Source organism: Streptomyces sp. NBC_00285, from assembly GCF_036174265.1.
Taxonomy (GTDB): Bacteria; Actinomycetota; Actinomycetes; order Streptomycetales; family Streptomycetaceae; genus Streptomyces.
On record NZ_CP108055.1, the window covers coordinates 8,062,322 to 8,076,796 of the forward strand.

13 protein-coding genes are annotated in these 14,475 nt (G+C 70.0%); 10 read left to right on the plus strand and 3 right to left on the minus strand.

Going from position 1 to position 14,475, the window contains the following annotated elements:
• Nucleotides 1-84: 84 nt before the first annotated feature.
• The 7 genes from OHT57_RS37155 to OHT57_RS37185 all read left to right on the plus strand — a co-directional run bounded on the left by OHT57_RS37155 (nt 85) and on the right by OHT57_RS37185 (nt 7,060).
• Complete coding sequence (locus OHT57_RS37155) at nt 85-840, plus strand: SDR family NAD(P)-dependent oxidoreductase (protein WP_328751149.1); 756 nt, start codon at nt 85-87, stop codon at nt 838-840.
• 52 nt (nt 841-892) lie between these two features.
• Nucleotides 893-1,201, plus strand: a complete 309-nt coding sequence (locus OHT57_RS37160) for a YciI family protein (RefSeq protein ID WP_328751150.1) — start codon at nt 893-895, stop codon at nt 1,199-1,201.
• A 57-nt stretch (nt 1,202-1,258) separates the two neighbouring features.
• Complete coding sequence (locus OHT57_RS37165) at nt 1,259-2,665, plus strand: aminotransferase-like domain-containing protein (protein WP_328751151.1); 1,407 nt, start codon at nt 1,259-1,261, stop codon at nt 2,663-2,665.
• Nucleotides 2,662-3,945 carry an ATP-grasp domain-containing protein gene (locus OHT57_RS37170; protein ID WP_328751152.1) on the plus strand — a complete coding sequence of 428 codons (1,284 nt, stop codon included), beginning with the start codon at nt 2,662-2,664 and terminating at the stop codon, nt 3,943-3,945. Before OHT57_RS37165 ends, OHT57_RS37170 begins: the two co-directional genes overlap by 4 nt.
• A gap of 56 nt (nt 3,946-4,001) precedes the next feature.
• On the plus strand, nt 4,002-5,111 hold the full coding sequence (locus OHT57_RS37175) for an LLM class flavin-dependent oxidoreductase (RefSeq protein WP_328751153.1): 1,110 nt from the start codon (nt 4,002-4,004) through the stop codon (nt 5,109-5,111).
• A gap of 243 nt (nt 5,112-5,354) precedes the next feature.
• A complete protein-coding gene (locus OHT57_RS37180; RefSeq protein ID WP_328751154.1) occupies nt 5,355-5,831 on the plus strand; it encodes a flavin reductase family protein in 477 nt (158 codons plus the stop codon).
• A 254-nt stretch (nt 5,832-6,085) separates the two neighbouring features.
• Nucleotides 6,086-7,060: a ScbA/BarX family gamma-butyrolactone biosynthesis protein gene (locus tag OHT57_RS37185; RefSeq protein ID WP_328751155.1), complete on the plus strand. Its 975-nt coding sequence runs from the start codon at nt 6,086-6,088 to the stop codon at nt 7,058-7,060.
• 127 nt (nt 7,061-7,187) lie between these two features.
• Here OHT57_RS37185 and OHT57_RS37190 read toward each other — a convergent pair whose 3' ends face one another.
• From OHT57_RS37190 to OHT57_RS37200, 3 genes are all read right to left on the minus strand, one after another.
• Entirely contained in the window at nt 7,188-8,717 is a 1,530-nt protein-coding gene (locus OHT57_RS37190) for a helix-turn-helix domain-containing protein (protein WP_328751156.1), read from the minus strand.
• Nucleotides 8,718-8,799: 82 nt separating this feature from the next.
• Complete coding sequence (locus tag OHT57_RS37195; RefSeq protein WP_328751157.1) at nt 8,800-9,000, minus strand: DUF4236 domain-containing protein; 201 nt, start codon at nt 8,998-9,000, stop codon at nt 8,800-8,802.
• A 254-nt stretch (nt 9,001-9,254) separates the two neighbouring features.
• The gene (locus OHT57_RS37200) at nt 9,255-9,767 is read right to left on the minus strand and encodes an ester cyclase (RefSeq protein ID WP_328751158.1); all 513 of its coding nucleotides are present in this window, start codon (nt 9,765-9,767) and stop codon (nt 9,255-9,257) included.
• A 6-nt stretch (nt 9,768-9,773) separates the two neighbouring features.
• Here OHT57_RS37200 and OHT57_RS37205 point away from each other — a divergent pair, with 6 nt between their 5' ends.
• The 3 genes from OHT57_RS37205 to acnA all read left to right on the plus strand — a co-directional run bounded on the left by OHT57_RS37205 (nt 9,774) and on the right by acnA (nt 14,419).
• Complete coding sequence (locus OHT57_RS37205; protein WP_328751159.1) at nt 9,774-10,352, plus strand: PadR family transcriptional regulator; 579 nt, start codon at nt 9,774-9,776, stop codon at nt 10,350-10,352.
• Nucleotides 10,353-10,372: 20 nt separating this feature from the next.
• Nucleotides 10,373-11,353: an NADPH:quinone reductase gene (locus tag OHT57_RS37210; RefSeq protein ID WP_328751160.1), complete on the plus strand. Its 981-nt coding sequence runs from the start codon at nt 10,373-10,375 to the stop codon at nt 11,351-11,353.
• A 348-nt stretch (nt 11,354-11,701) separates the two neighbouring features.
• Nucleotides 11,702-14,419 carry an aconitate hydratase AcnA gene (gene acnA, locus OHT57_RS37215; RefSeq protein WP_328751161.1) on the plus strand — a complete coding sequence of 906 codons (2,718 nt, stop codon included), beginning with the start codon at nt 11,702-11,704 and terminating at the stop codon, nt 14,417-14,419.
• Nucleotides 14,420-14,475 lie beyond the last annotated feature (56 nt).

Here is a 14,475-nt window from a genome sequence, read left to right on the forward strand (position 1 = left end):
GCGTCAACCAGGTGACCACCGCGTCAACCAAGTGACCACCGCGACACCGCAGAACAGCTGACCCGAGAGACAAGGTGACCCAGCATGTCCGCACCGACCACCCGCACCGCCCTGCTGATCGGGGCTGCCGGAGGCATCCTCAAGGAGGTCTCGCGCGAGCTCGCCGAACAGGGCCACACCCTCGTCCTGTTCGACCGCGACGCGGAGGCCGTGAACCGGCTCGCCGACGAACTGGGCCGGCTCACCAAGGTCGAGGCCGTCGTCGGCGACATCACCGACATCCCCGCCGCGGAAGGCCAGTTGACCGACATCGTCGACCGGTTCGCCCCGTCGATCCTGGTCAACGGCGTCGGCGGCGACACCCGCGTCATCGGCTACGCCGACCTGACCCGGGACCACTTCGACCAGACGTACCTGGAGAACGTGGTCAGCAGCTGGATCGCGGTCAAGGTGTGCGCCCCGCGGATGGCCGCCGACGGCTACGGCCGCATCGTCAACTTCGCCTCGGCAGGCGGCCGTACGTACAGCCACTTCAACAACGCGGCGTACGTCGGCGCCAAGGCCGCCGTGATCGGCATGACCAAGCAGCTGGGCTACGAGCTGGCCGGCACCGGCGTGGTGGCCAACGTCGTGGCGCACGGACCGATCGGGACCGACCGGGTGGCCGGCGCCTTCGAGCGGCGCACCGAGGAGTCCAAGAAGGACGTCATGTCCCGGCTGCCCATGGGGCGGTACGGCACGGTCGCCGAGGCCGTCGGCAGCGTGCTCCACCTCTGCTCCGAGAGCGCCGGCTACTCGACCGGTTCCGTCATCGACATCAACGGCGGCCTCTACATGTGAGTCCGGCTCTCCATGTGAGTCCGGCCGACACCCCCCGCCCCAGGAGGCACCCATGGCGAAGTTCGTCGTCGAACTCGAGTACAACGTCGACCGCGCGGGCCGCGAGCCCCTGCACCGTGCCCATACCGACTACCTGCGCACCCTCACCGACAGCGGCGTGCTCCTGCTCGCCGGTCCGCTCCAGGACACCAACGCCGGCCTGCTGGTCTACGAGGCCGAGGACCGCGACCGGCTCGAGGAGATCCTGGCCGCGGAGCCCTACGTCCAGGGCGGCATCGTCTGCCGGGTCCGTGTCCGCCAGTGGGCCCCCGGCAAGGGCGCGTGGATCACCGCGCCCTTGCCCGCGCCCTCGGCCGCCTGACGCCCCGCACCCACCCGTCCCGCTCCCACGCCTGTCACCCGGAAGGATCCGACTGACGTGTCCACAACGCCAGTTCCGCAGGACACCGCCCTGCCCCGTGAAGCGCTGCACGCCGCCATCGTCGACCCGGCCATGGACTCGATGCGCCTGCTCAGCGAGACGGCGATGAGGTTCCCCGAAGCCCTGTCGTTCTCGTCGGGAGCGCCGCACGACGGCACCCACGACCTCGCGAAGCTCTCGTACTACGTCGACCGGTACATCACGCACATGCGCCGGCAGGGAGTGCCCGAACAGCGCATCACCCGCCTGCACTTCCAGTACGGACCCGTCAACGGGTTCATCCAGGAAGAGGTCGCCCGGATGCTCGCCCGGGACGAGGACATCGATGTCGACGCCGACGCGATCATGATCACGCACGGTTTCCAGGAGGCGGCGCTCGTCGCCCTGCGCGGACTGTTCCGGTCACCGGACGACGTGCTGCTGTCCGTGTCCCCCGCGTACGTCGGCATCCGGGGCGCCGCCCGCATGCTGGACATTCCGGTGCGAGGCATCACCGAGGGACCCGACGGCCTCGAACCCGAGGCCGTGGCCGCCGCCGTGCGTGCCGTGCGCGCCGAGGGCAGGCGTCCTACCGCGCTCTACCTGGTCCCCGACTTCTCCAACCCCTCGGGCACCGTCGTCCCGCTTGAGGCACGCAGGCGACTGCTCGAGCTGGCCGCCGAAGAGGGGTTCACCATCCTGGAGGACAACCCGTACGGGCTGTTCGCGAGCGACGAGGAGCGGCTGCCGACCCTGAAGTCGCTGGACACCCGCGGCGATGTCGTCTACCTGGGCTCCTTCGCGAAGGCCGCGTTCCCCGGCGCCCGCCTGGGCTACCTGGTGGGCGATCGCGAGGTCGTCGGCGAGGACGGTGTGCGGCGCACCCTCGCCCAGGAGCTCTCCAAGGCCAAGGCGATGTTCACGGTCGGCTCGTCCTCGCTCTCCCAGGCGGCGATCGGCGGCATCCTCGTCGACGCCGACCACGACCTGCGCTCCGCCACCCGGGATCTGGCCGCCGTCTACCAGGAACGGCTCGCCGCCACCCTCGCCGCCCTCGCCGAGCACTTCCCGCCGGAGCGCTACGCCGAGCACGGGGTGCGCTGGAACCGCCCGCGCGGCGGGTTCTTCCTGGTCGTCGAGGTGCCCTTCGAGGCCGACCTGGCCGCCATGGAACGGTCGGCGCGCGACTACGCGGTCAGCTGGGCCCCGATGAGCATGTTCCACCTCGACGGCGGCGGCGAACGCGCCCTGCGCCTCGGTTTCAGCAACCTCACCCCCGCCGCGATCCGCGAGGGCATCGCCCGCCTCGCCCGCTTCGTCGAGGCCGAGTCCGAGTCCGAGTCCGAGGCCGAATACGAATCCGAGGCCGCGTTCGGATCCACGTCCCTGCCCGAGTTCGTGTCCGCATCGGAGGCTCACGCATGAGCACCGCGTTCCCCACGTCCACCGCGGGCGGCCCGCGCCGTGTCGCCGTCGTCGTCGACGGCTACTCCGCCGGCAACTTCTACCCCGCCGCCTTCGCCGCGTGCGACACGGCCGTCGTCCACGTCCAGAGCACCCCGGAGCTGATCCCGGCCATGGCGCCGCCGGATCTCACCGCGTACGAGCAGACCGTCGTCGCCACCGACGAGGCCGCACTCGTCGAGGTGCTGCGCGGCCTCGACCCGGTGTGCGTGATCGCCGGCCAGGAGTCCTCCGTACCGCTCGCCGACCGGCTGAGCGAGGCGGTCGGCGTCCCGTCCAACGGCTCGGCACTGTCACCGGCCCGCCGGGACAAGTACGAGATGACCGAGACACTGCGGCGGGCCGGCGTGCCCTGCGTGCGGCAGTTCAAGACCGACGACCCGGACGCGGCGGTGGCCTGGGCCGAGGACCACGGCAGCTACCCCGTCGTCGTCAAGCCGCTCAGCTCGGCCGCCTCCGACGGCGTCGTCGTCTGTGCCGGCCCCGACGCGGTCCGCGCCGCCGCCCGCAACGTCCTCGACGCCCCGAACATGTTCGGCATCGCCAACACCGAGATCCTCGTGCAGTCCTATCTCAAGGGCACCGAGTACATCGTCGACACCGTCAGCAGTGGCGGCGAGCGCTATGTGTGCGGGGTCTGGGAGTACGAGAAGACGCTGCTGCCGTCCGGCAAGAACATCTACAACCGCGACCTGCTCGCCGACCCGGAAGGCAACCCGGTCGTCGCCGCGCTCACCGCGTACGTCGACGAGGTCCTCGCCGCTCTCGGCGTCGCCTGGGGACCGGCCCACGCCGAGGTCATCGTCACCGACGAGGGCCCGGTCCTGGTCGAGATCGGCACCCGCCTCAACGGCAACATCAGCGCCCCCTTCCACGACGTGTGCCTGGGCCACAACCAGGCGGCGCTCACCGCACAGGCGTACACCCGGCCCGAGGAGTTCCGCGCCGAGTACGGCGGCCGGACGTACGCCAGGCTGCAGCCGGCCTTCGTCTACAACACCCCGACCGGGCTCGACGGTGTCGTGGAGTCCGTCGACGAGACGGCCGTGGCGGAGATCCGCTCCCTGGAGAGCGTCTTCTCCGCGACGGTCAAGCTCGGTCCCGGCTCCCGGATCACGCCCACCGTCGACCTGCTGACCACGCCCCTGCGGGTGTACCTGACGGCCGCCGACGAGACGACGCTCACGGCCGGCTACGAGAAGGTCCGCTCGCTGAAGGACGCCGTCTACCGCGTCGCCTGACACACCGTCAACTTCCTTTTCTTTCCTCTCGTTTCGTTTCTCTCAGGAGGCTCATCGTGCACAGCCGTATCGGTCTGTTCCTGTCCCCCGTCCACGAGACCGGCCAGGACCCGAACCTGGCGATACGCCGGAACCTGGACCTCGTCGAGTACGTCGACGACCTCAACTTCGACGAGGCGTGGTTCGGCGAGCACCACACGCTGGGCTGGGGCCTCGTCGGGGCGCCCGAGACGATGATCGCCGCCGCCTCGCAGCGCACCCGCCAGATCAAGCTGGCCCACGGTGTCGTACCGCTCTCCGGCCACCACCCCTTCCACGTGGCGAGCCGGGCCGTCCACCTCGACCACCTCACCCGCGGTCGGTACATCCTGGGCGTCGGCCCCGGCGTGCCCTTCGACGCGAAGATGTTCGGCCTGGAGCAGCCGGTGCAGCGGCGCCGCCTGGAGGAGGCGCTGCCGACGGTCCTGGAGCTCGTCAACGGCGATGAGCGGATCACCCAGCAGACCGACTGGTACGACCTGCGCGACGCCAAGATCCAGCTGCCGCGCTTCAGCCCGCAGGGCATCGAGGTCGCCGTCGCCACCTCCGGCACCTCGCAGTCCAGCCCGCGCCTGATCGGTCAGTACGGGCTGAGCATGACCTCGTTCGCGCTGCCCTTCGCCCTGCTGACGCCGGGTGCGCCCGCGCACATCAACCTCGCCCACCAGTGGAAGTACGCGCAGGAGTCCGCCGCCGAGCACGGGCAGACCCTGGACCGCGACAAGTGGCGCATCGCCCTGCCGGTGCACGTGGCCGAGACCCGCGAGGAGGCGTACGCGGACGTCCGCGAGGGCTACGACCGCTGGCTGTTCGAGTACTTCGGCAAGGCGGCCGGCCGCGAGGTGCTCAGCCCGGACGTACCCCGGGAGCGGGCACTGGAGGCCCGGGTCGAGGCGGGCGGCGCACTCGTCGGCTCCGTGGACGACGTGGTCGCCGGCATCGAGCGGCTGCACGAGATCACCGGCGGCTTCGGCACCCTGCTCGTCTACGTCGCCGACTGGACGTCGTGGGAGAAGACCAACCGCAGCATGGAACTGCTGGCCCGCTACGTCGCGCCGCGCTTCACCGGCTCCGCCGCCCGGCCGCAGGAGGCCGTGGACTTCGCGATCGCCGCCCGCAACAGCTAGGGCATGCCGCGAAAGTCCCGCCCGCCCGGCGACGCCGTGCGCGCACTTCCCCAGAAGGGGACCCCCCCGCCGCATTGTCGGGCCCGCCCCACGGGCGGACGACGCGACTTTCGCAACACGCCTCGGCCCGCGGGCACCCACGGCTCGCGCAAGCGCTCCCGGAAGCCCGACGCCCCTCACGCCGCGCCACGCCGGGCCGGTTCGCCGGCCCGGCCGGGCGTCCCGTCCGATCGGAAAGAACTCATGCTGGAGCAACGCTCGTTCCGCGACATACTCGGCCGGTTCACCACCGGAGTGGTGCTGATCACCGCCGACACCGCCGACGGTCCCAAGGGCATGGCGGTCAACTCCTTCACCTCCGTCTCCCTGACCCCGCCGCTGGTCGCCCTGTGTGCCGCGGACTCCTCCTCCACCTGGCCGGCCATCCGTGACGCCGGAAACTTCGCCGTGACGATCCTCGGAGACCGGCACGCGGAGCTGTGCCGGCTGTTCAGCACCAAGGGCGCGGACCGGTTCGCCGGCGGCGGCTGGTCGACGACCCGGGCCGGGCACCCCATCCCCACCGACGGACTGGGCTGGCTGGACTGCCGTATCAGCACGGTCCACCGGGCGGGCGACCACGAACTGGTCATCGCCGAGGCCCTGGAGGGCGACCTGACGGACCAGGCGGGGCCGCTGGTGTTCCACGCCGGCCGCTTCACGGCACTGGCGGCCGCCTGACGCACGGCCGCCATGTCCTCGCCCGGCGCGGCCCGGCGGAGTCCGGCCGGGCCGGGCGCGGCCCGGCACCCGGTTCCGGGCACACGGCCCGCCGCACCTCACACAGCCCGTCGCTGCTCGTAGCCGCCCGACGCGGCCCGCCCGTCCACCGGACCGAAGCCACCGCCGCCCTCGGCCCGGCCGGGCCCGGCCCGCCCGGCACCCGCGCCGGTACGCGCGCCTCCGCGTCGACGCCCATGAGAAAGGCAACCCGCGTGTCCCCGACCGACCCCATCACCACCCTTTCCCTTCCGCCGGATGCCAGGGGCGAGGCCGATCTCGCCTTCGTCCGGACCGCCCCGCGTCATCTCGTCGCCCGCAGCGCGGTGGCCGAGGTACTGATCACGGACTGGCGGCAGTTGGGCCCCGACACGTTCCGGCTGGGCGCTCAGTGGCCGCGCGGGCACCACTTCTACGCACCGATCGCCGGCACCTGGTACGACCCGCTGCTCGCCGCGGAGTCGTTGCGCCAGGCGTCCGTCCTGATCGGGCAGACGTACTACGGAGTTCCGGCCGATCAGCACGTCACCATTACCGAACTGGAGTTCGAGGTGATCCCGGGAGCCCTGCTCCTGGGGGCCCGGCCCGCCGAGATGCGCCTGGAGTTCGCGGCCACGGACGTACGGCGTCGGCGGGGCGCCCTCACCGCGCTCACCCTGGAGGCTGACCTGCTGCGCGGCGGCGACTTCGCCGGCGCCGGGCGTCTGACCCTGCAGGTGTCGGACCTTCGCGACCCCGCCGCAGGGGAGGGCGGCGGGTACCCGCCTCTGCCCGACCCCGTCCCGCCCGCGATCGTGGGCCGCCTGGACGAACATGACGTAGTCCTCGGCGTTCCCGGTTCGAGTGCCGGCTCCGGTTCCGGCCGTCGGGGCCCGGGCCTGGCCTGGGACCTGCGGATCGACCCCGGCCACCCGGTGCTCTTCGACCACCCCACGACCGACGTCCCCGGCATGGTTCTCCTGGAGGCCGCCCGCCAGGCCGTCCAGGCGGCCTGCGCCCCCTACCGCGTCCTCCCCGTCGAACTGCGCAGCGCCTTCCACCACCCCGTGGCCCTGGCCACCCCCTGCCACATCTCCGCGACCAGACTCCCCGCACAGGACGCGAGCGAGGATGCCGCACTCCGGGTCACCGCCTGGCAGTCCGACCGCCTGGCCTTCGACAGCCTCGTGGTGGCGAGCCTGTGCGGCTGAGCACTCCGTGAACGAACCCCGGCAACGGTTCAGGGGCCCGATCCACCAAGCGGACCGGGCCCCTGAACAGGTATGCCGCCGGGTCTCCGGCTCATGACCCGTGCGACAGCGCCCTGCTGACGAGGTGTCAGATGTCCCGGAAGATCTCGATCTGCGCCCCCACCGAGTTCAGCCGCTCGGCGAGATCCTCGTAACCCCGGTTGATGACATAGACGTTGCGCAGTACGGACGTGCCGTCCGCCGCCATCATCGCCAGCAGGACGACCACGGCGGGGCGCAGGGCCGGCGGGCACATCATCTCGGCGGCCCGCCAGCGGGTCGGGCCCTCGACCAACACCCGGTGAGGGTCGAGGAGTTGGAGACGCCCGCCCAGCCGGTTCAGGTCCGTCAGGTAGATCGCGCGGTTGTCGTAGACCCAGTCGTGGATGAGGGTCTGGCCCTGCGCGACCGCCGCGATGGCCGCGAAGAACGGGACGTTGTCGATGTTCAGGCCGGGGAACGGCATCGGGTGGATCTTGTCGATCGGCGCCTCCAGCTTGGAGGGGCGCACGGTCAGGTCGACCAGCCGGGTACGGCCGTTGTCGGCGAAGTACTCCGGCGTACGGTCGTGGTCGAGCCCCATCTCCTCCAGGACCGCGAGTTCGATCTCCAGGAACTCGATCGGCACCCGGCGCACGGTCAGTTCCGACTCCGTCACCACGGCCGCGGCGAGCAGGCTCATCGCCTCGACCGGGTCCTCGGAGGGGAAGTAGTCGACGTCCACGTCGATGACCGGCACACCGTGCACCGTCAGGGTCGTGGTGCCGATGCCCTCGACCCGCACACCCAGCGCCTCCAGGAAGAAACACAGGTCCTGGACCATGTAGTTGGAGGAGGCGTTGCGGATGACGGTGACGCCGTCGTGCCGCGCGGCGGCCAGCAGTGCGTTCTCGGTGACCGTGTCGCCGCGCTCGGTCAGCACGATGGGCCGGTCGGGGTGGACCTCCCGGTCGACCTGCGCGTGGTACTGGCCCTCGGTCGCCGCGACCTCCAGACCGAACCGGCGCAGCGCGATCATGTGCGGCTCGATGGTCCGGGTGCCGAGGTCGCAGCCGCCGGCGTAGGGCAGCTTGAAGTGGTCCATGCGGTGCAGCAGCGGGCCGAGGAACATGATGATCGAGCGCGTGCGGACGGCGGCCTCGGCGTCGATCGCGTCCATGTCCAGCGCGGCCGGCGGGACGAGTTCGAGGTCGACGCCGCCGTTGATCCACCGGGTGCGGACACCGATGGAACTCAGCACCTCCAGCAGGCGGTAGACCTCCTCGATGCGGGCGACCCTGCGCAGCACCGTGCGCCCCTTGTTGAGGAGCGAGGCGCAGAGCAGGGCCACGCACGCGTTCTTGCTCGTCTTGACGTCGATCGCGCCGGACAGCCGACGACCGCCGACCACACGCAGATGCATCGGGCCCGCGTAGCCAAGGGAGACGATCTCGCTGTCCAGTGCTTCACCGATACGCGCGATCATCTCAAGGCTGATGTTCTGGTTGCCGCGCTCGATGCGATTGACGGCGCTCTGACTGGTGCTGAGCGCCTCGGCGAGCTGCGACTGTGTCCAGCCCCGGTGCTGCCGGGCGTCACGGATGAGCTTGCCGATGCGTACGAGGTAGTCGTCTGCCATGGGTTGAGGCTATCTCAAATATGAGATGGTGCATTCCGGGGGATCCATTCGAGTGAAGGACCCGGGTGGACCTGTGGGAACGTCAGCGACGCTTGGCGGTACGGGTACGACGCCACCCGAAAGGTCCGGGCAGATCAACCGATGTCGTACGACGCCCCGAGCTGCTGCTGGTGTGCTTCGGCCCGTGGCTGCCGCCACCGGTCGTGATGGACCAGGAACGCCGGTTGATGTTCAGGCGCACTCCGGGAAGGATCCGGAAACTCTTGCGGAACGTGAGCGGCATGGTGGCCTCCGGTCGAGGTCGTACGGATGCTTTCGGCCTCGTTCGAATACCCCGGCACGGCGAACTGATGGGTGCCGGTTCGGCCGTTCTGCCGTACGGGAGTTGGGGGAGGCTCCCGAGGCGGTGAGGGCGTCCCGATGCGGGGTGCCGGGTGGCGACCGCAAGGCGCCCTGCGTCGCCGTCGGGCCCGGTGTCGTCTCAATCGACGGGCCGTTGATGCACGGGCTTGCGGGGCTCACGTGGCGCCACGAGGTTCACGGCGCCGGTAGGGCACCGATCTGCTGCATCACCCCGAGGAGGTCGGGCTGGCCGCGTTCGCCGACGATCCGGCCGTCGGCCAGGTAGTAGAAGTTCATGGCCTGCACCGAGATCTTGTTGCCGCTCGCCGGGACCCCGAAGAATTCACCGTCGTGGGTTCCCCGCATGGTGAACCGCGCGGCCACGGTGTCGCCTTCGGCGACCGTCTCCTCCAGCGTCCACTGGACGTCGGGGAAGGCGCTGCGCATCATCCCGATGACTTCCATGTACCCATCGGGCCCCCGCAGTGGTTCCGGGTGGCTTGGCGCGTGGAACACCGCGTCCGGAGAAATGACCTCGCGGGCGAGATCCTCGTTGCCCGTGTTGATGAACTCGACGAAACGGTTCATCACTGACTCGGTGGACTGCGATGGCATCTTGCTGTGCCTCTCCGGAGACGTTTGGGCGGGCACCCGCGAGCGTAACATCGAATCGATGTTCACATCGATTCGATGTTTACGTGCGAACATGGACTCATGCTGGAACTCGCGATACTCGGCTTCCTCGCCGAGGGACCCCTGCCCGGACACGAGCTGCGTCGCCGCGTCGCACAGCTGACCGGTTACACGCGGCCGGTCAGTGACGGCAGCCTGTATCCGGCGATCAACCGTCTGACCAAGGCGGGCTTGATCGAGCGGCGCGCCGACCTGGCCGCAGGAGCGGCCCGATACGTGCTCAGCCTGACCACGGCCGGACGGGCCGACATGCTTCAGCGCCTGCGCAAGCCCGCCGACCACGAGATCACCGACTTCACCCGGTTCTACGTCGTCCTGGTATTCCTCTCCCACCTGCCCGACGTGACCGAACAGCACGCGGTGCTGCGCAGACGGCTGGACTTCCTGGAAGAACCGGCGAGCTTCTTCTACGCCAACGAGCGGCCCCTGCGTGCCGAGGAGATCGCCGACCCCTACCGACGCGGCATGCTGCTCACCGCCCGCGCCACCAGCCGCGCCGAACGGACCTGGCTGCGCGAGACCCTCGGCGAGAAGCCGCCCGCATTCGACACCGCACGCACCGACAGTGATCCGCATGCGCCCGCCGCTCCCACGAACTGACCGCCCCCGGAGGTACCCCCATGCTTGCTTCCTGGTACGACGCCCAGGGCCCCGCCGCCGATGTCCTGCACGTCGGCGAACTCCCTGATCCCGTCCCCGGCCCCGGCGAGGTCCGCGTCCGCGTCACCGTCTCGGGCGTCAACCCCGGCGACACCAAGAAACGGCGCGGCTGGCTCGGCTCGTCCATGCCCCACCCGCGGGTGATCCCGCACAGCGACGCCGCCGGAGTCATCGACGCCGTGGGCGACGGGGTCGACGCCCACCGCGTCGGACAACGGGTCTGGGTGTACGGCGCCCAGTCCTACCGCCCCTTCGGCACCGCCGCCCAGTACACCGTCGTACCCGACGACCAGGCCCCACCCCTGCCCGACCACCTCAGTGACGAGCTGGGGGCGAGCCTCGGCATCCCCGGCATCACCGCCCACCGCACCGTCTTCGCCGACGGCCCGGTCGACGGCCGGGTGGTCCTGGTCCACGGAGTCCTTGGCGGCGTCGGCTCCCTGGCCGCCCAGCTCGCCCACTGGGCCGGCGCCACCGTGATCGCCACCGTCCGCCGCACCGCGGACCTCGACCACGTCGACCCGGCCGTCGCCCACGCCGTCGCCCTGGACACCGGCGACCCCGCCGCTGCCATCCGCTCGTACGCGCCGCGGGGCGTCGACCGGATCATCGAGGTCGCACTGTCCGACAACGCCGACCTCGACAACGCCGTCGCCGCCAACAACGCCGTCATCGCCGCCTATGCCACCCGCACGGACCGCACCGAAATCCCCTTCTGGCCGCTGCTGTTCAACAACGTCACCCTGCGACTGCTCGGCAGCGACGACTTCCCCGCCGAGGCCAAGCGCCAGGCCGCCCGCGACCTCACCTCCGCCGCCGCCGTCGGCGCCCTCACGGTCGACGTCCGCGACCGCTACCCGCTGGAGGACATCGCCAAGGCCCACGACCACGTCGACACCGGCGGTGGTCACGGCCGCATCCTGCTCACCATCCCCCAATAGCGCAGACTCGGAACACCGGCCCGTCACCAGCAACCCCCGTCTCATCGACGGCTACCGGATCGCTCACCTCACACGACCGAGTTCACTGCCAAAGAAGCCGAAAGGACCGGGTTCGCGGTCGAACGACTCGATGGGATGCCAAGGGACGACGAGACCGGGCATGACCATCCCGGCCTCATGTACTAGAGTTATCTCGACATCGAGATATCTGCCGAGGCGTACCGCAGTCGCACGCTTCCGCCGATCCTGGCAGTAAGGCATGCCTAACTTAGCCTTACCTTAGCGGATCGGCCAAGCGGCGTGGCGGCAGGATGCGGTGGTAAGCGCACCAAAATGAAGGAGACTGTCGTGTCGGCGAACAGCTTCGACGCCCGTAGCACGCTGAGCGTGGGCGACGAGTCGTACGAGATCTTCCGGCTGGACAAGGTGGAGGGCTCGGCTCGTCTGCCCTACAGCCTCAAGGTCCTGCTGGAGAACCTGCTCCGCACCGAGGACGGCGCGAACATCACCGCCGACCACATCCGCGCCCTCGGCGGCTGGGACTCCCAGGCGCAGCCGTCGCAGGAGATCCAGTTCACGCCGGCCCGCGTGATCATGCAGGACTTCACCGGTGTGCCCTGTGTCGTGGACCTCGCCACCATGCGTGAGGCCGTCAAGGAGCTCGGCGGCGACCCGGCGAAGGTCAACCCGCTCTCCCCGGCCGAGCTGGTCATCGACCACTCCGTCATCGCCGACAAGTTCGGCACCCACGAGGCGTTCGCGCAGAACGTCGAGCTGGAGTACGGCCGCAACCGCGAGCGCTACCAGTTCCTGCGCTGGGGCCAGACCGCGTTCGACGACTTCAAGGTCGTCCCGCCGGGCACCGGCATCGTCCACCAGGTGAACATCGAGCACCTGGCGCGCACGGTCATGGTCCGGGGTGGCCAGGCCTACCCCGACACCCTCGTCGGCACCGACTCGCACACCACCATGGTCAACGGTCTCGGTGTGCTGGGCTGGGGCGTCGGCGGCATCGAGGCCGAGGCCGCGATGCTCGGTCAGCCGGTCTCGATGCTCATCCCGCGCGTCGTCGGCTTCAAGCTCACCGGCGAGCTGCCCGCAGGCACCACCGCCACGGACCTCGTGCTCACGATCACCGAGATGCTCCGCAAGCACGGCGTGGTCGGCAAGTTCGTCGAGTTCTACGGTGAGGGCGTCGCCGCCACCTCCCTCGCGAACCGCGCCACCATCGGCAACATGTCGCCGGAGTTCGGCTCCACCGCCGCGATCTTCCCGATCGACGACGAGACCCTGAAGTACCTGCGGCTGACCGGCCGTGACGCGCAGCAGGTCGCGCTCGTCGAGGCGTACGCCAAGGAGCAGGGCCTCTGGCTGGACCCGAAGGCCGAGCCGGACTTCTCCGAGAAGCTGGAGCTCGACCTCTCCACGGTCGTCCCCTCCATCGCCGGCCCGAAGCGCCCGCAGGACCGCATCGTCCTCGCGAACGCCGCCGAGCAGTTCAAGACGGACGTCCGCAACTACGTCGACGAGGTCGACGAGGCGGGCAAGGAGTCCTTCCCGGCCTCCGACTCCCCGGCCATCCACCCCAACGGTGCTCCGTCCAACCCGGTCACCGTGACCGCCGCCGACGGTTCGACGTACGAGATCGACCACGGCGCGGTGACGGTCGCGGCCATCACCTCCTGCACCAACACCTCCAACCCGTACGTCATGGTCGCCGCCGCGCTCGTCGCGAAGAAGGCCGTGGAGAAGGGCCTGACCCGCAAGCCCTGGGTCAAGACCACCCTCGCCCCGGGTTCCAAGGTCGTCACCGACTACTTCGACAAGGCGGGGCTCACCCCCTACCTCGACAAGGTCGGCTTCAACCTCGTCGGCTACGGCTGCACCACCTGCATCGGCAACTCCGGCCCGCTGCCGGAGGAGGTCTCCAAGGCCGTCAACGACCACGACCTCGCGGTCACCTCGGTCCTCTCCGGCAACCGGAACTTCGAGGGCCGTATCAACCCCGACGTCAAGATGAACTACCTGGCGTCCCCGCCGCTGGTCGTCGCGTACGCCCTCGCCGGCTCGATGAAGGTGGACATCACCAAGGACGCCCTGGGCACCGACCAGGACGGCAACCCGGTCTTCCTCAAGGACATCTGGCCCTCCGAGGCCGAGGTCAACGACGTCGTGGCGAACTCCATCGGCGAGGACATGTTCAACAAGTCCTACGCCGACGTCTTCGCGGGCGACGCCCAGTGGCAGGCGCTGTCGATCCCGACCGGCAACACCTTCGAGTGGGACCCGCAGTCCACCTACGTCCGCAAGCCCCCGTACTTCGAGGGCATGACGATGGAGACCACCCCGGTCTCCGACATCACGGGCGCCCGGGTCCTCGCCAAGCTGGGCGACTCGGTGACGACGGACCACATCTCGCCCGCCGGTGCCATCAAGGCCGACACCCCGGCCGGCAAGTACCTCACCGAGCACGGTGTGGAGCGTCGTGACTTCAACTCCTACGGCTCCCGCCGAGGCAACCACGAGGTCATGATCCGCGGCACGTTCGCCAACATCCGCCTGCGCAACCAGATCGCGCCGGGCACCGAGGGCGGCTACACCCGCGACTTCACCGTCGAGGGTGCGCCGGTGGCGTTCATCTACGACGCCTCCCGCAACTACATCGAGCAGGGCACCCCGCTGGCCATCCTGGCCGGCAAGGAGTACGGCTCCGGCTCGTCCCGCGACTGGGCCGCCAAGGGCACCGCGCTCCTCGGCGTCAAGGCCGTCATCGCCGAGTCCTACGAGCGCATCCACCGCTCGAACCTCATCGGCATGGGCGTGCTCCCGCTCCAGTACCCGGAGGGCGCCACCGCCGAGTCCCTCGGCCTGACCGGCGAGGAGACCTTCTCCTTCACCGGTGTCGAGGAGCTCAACAACGGCACCACGCCGCGCACGGTCAAGGTCTCCACCGACACGGGCGTGGAGTTCGACGCGGTCGTCCGCATCGACACCCCCGGTGAGGCCGACTACTACCGCAACGGCGGCATCATGCAGTACGTACTGCGCAGCCTGATCCGCAAGTAAGCGGCACGGCAAGGCAGTTGAGGGCCGCATCCCCGGCGACGGGGGTGCGGCCCTTC